Origin of the sequence: Flavobacterium sp. FPG59 (genome assembly GCF_002150205.1) — a bacterium.
Lineage (GTDB): Bacteria > Bacteroidota > Bacteroidia > Flavobacteriales > Flavobacteriaceae > Flavobacterium.
Genome location: NZ_MTCA01000357.1, coordinates 1 through 1,574 on the forward strand (window position 1 = coordinate 1; position 1,574 = coordinate 1,574).

Annotated in this window: 1 protein-coding gene; it reads right to left on the bottom strand. The window is 34.0% G+C overall.

The window, feature by feature from the left end:
• Nucleotides 1–2: 2 nt before the first annotated feature.
• Nucleotides 3–1,517: a histidine ammonia-lyase gene (hutH, locus tag FPG59_RS15940; protein WP_086455515.1), complete on the bottom strand. Its 1,515-nt coding sequence runs from the start codon at nucleotides 1,515–1,517 to the stop codon at nucleotides 3–5.
• Nucleotides 1,518–1,574 lie beyond the last annotated feature (57 nt).

A 1,574-nucleotide genomic window follows, 5' to 3' on the forward strand; every position in this document is an offset into this window, starting at 1 on the left:
CGTTAAGCCATTGTTAACAAATTATTTTCAACTGGATAAGTATTCAAGAAAGCTACTGTCTTTAAAATATCATAATGAAGAATCCTATCCTCAGTAATCAAAGGCACCACAGCGCGATATGACTCTATAAAATTTTCTATTAAAACACTTGACTTTAAAGGTTTTCGGTATTCAAGTGCTTGTGATGCATTGAGGAGTTCAATGGCTAAAATACGTTCTAAATTATCAACAACACGAAGTGCTTTTGTAGCTGCATTAGCTCCCATACTTACATGATCTTCTTGACCGTTACTGGAAACAATATTATCAACACTTGCTGGCGTAGCCAATTGCTTATTTTGACTTGCAATACTAGCTGCCGCATATTGTGGGATCATAAGACCTGAGTTAAGACCCGGATTATCAACCAAAAATGCCGGCAATCCCCTACTGCCTGATATTAATTGATAGGTTCTACGCTCAGAGATACTACCTAATTCTGAAAGGGCAATTGCCATAAAATCAAGTGCCATGGCAAGAGGCTGTCCATGAAAATTCCCTCCTGAAATTATTTGATCCTCATCGATAAATATATTAGGATTATCGGTTACCGAATTAATCTCAGTAGTGAAAATTTTTTTTACATATTCAAAAACATCTTTTGAAGCTCCATGAACTTGTGGAATACATCTAAACGAGTAGGGATCTTGTACATGAATTTTGGGCTGTTTTATAATTTCACTACCTGACAGAAAATGAACCATGTTCTTTGCTGTAATGATCTGCCCTTTATGAGGTCTAACAAAATGAATGAGCTCATTAAAAGGCTCTATTCTTCCATCAAAACCCTCTAGAGATACAGCACTTATGAAATCCGCAAAAAAAGATAAAGTATTGGATTTAAGCAAAGCATAAACTCCATAAGCGCTCATAAATTGAGTCCCATTCAACAATGCTAATCCTTCTTTTGATTTCAATACAATAGGTTCCCAGTCAAATTCTTTTAAAACCACTGCAGCTTCAACCTTTTGATCTTTGTAGTAAACCTCACCTTGACCAATGATTGGTAAAGATAAATGCGCCAATGGTGCTAAGTCACCACTAGCTCCAAGAGAGCCTTGCGTATAAATTACGGGTAAAATATTATTGTTGTAAAAAGATAGTAATCTTTCAACTGTTTCTAGTTGAATACCGGAGTTCCCATAACTTAGAGATTGTATTTTTAATAACAACATTAGCTTAACAATCTCTTTTGGAACTTCATCTCCTGTTCCACAAGCATGAGATTGCACTAAGTTTTCTTGAAGTTTAGACAAATTTTCATTAGAAATTTTCACATTGCATAATGAACCAAACCCCGTATTTATACCATAAATAGGCTCAATTTGAGACACCATTTTTTTGTCTAAATACGTTCTACAATTTTGTATATTAATTTTTGCCTCATCTGACAGGGCTAAAAATTTATTCTCTTTGATAATTTTATCTATAGTTTCAAGCGTAAGCATCTCATTGCTAATGTAATGTGTATTATCCATCAGTATCTTATTTGAAAAGTAAATTTGATCAATTCTTTATTAGTACACAACATAAAT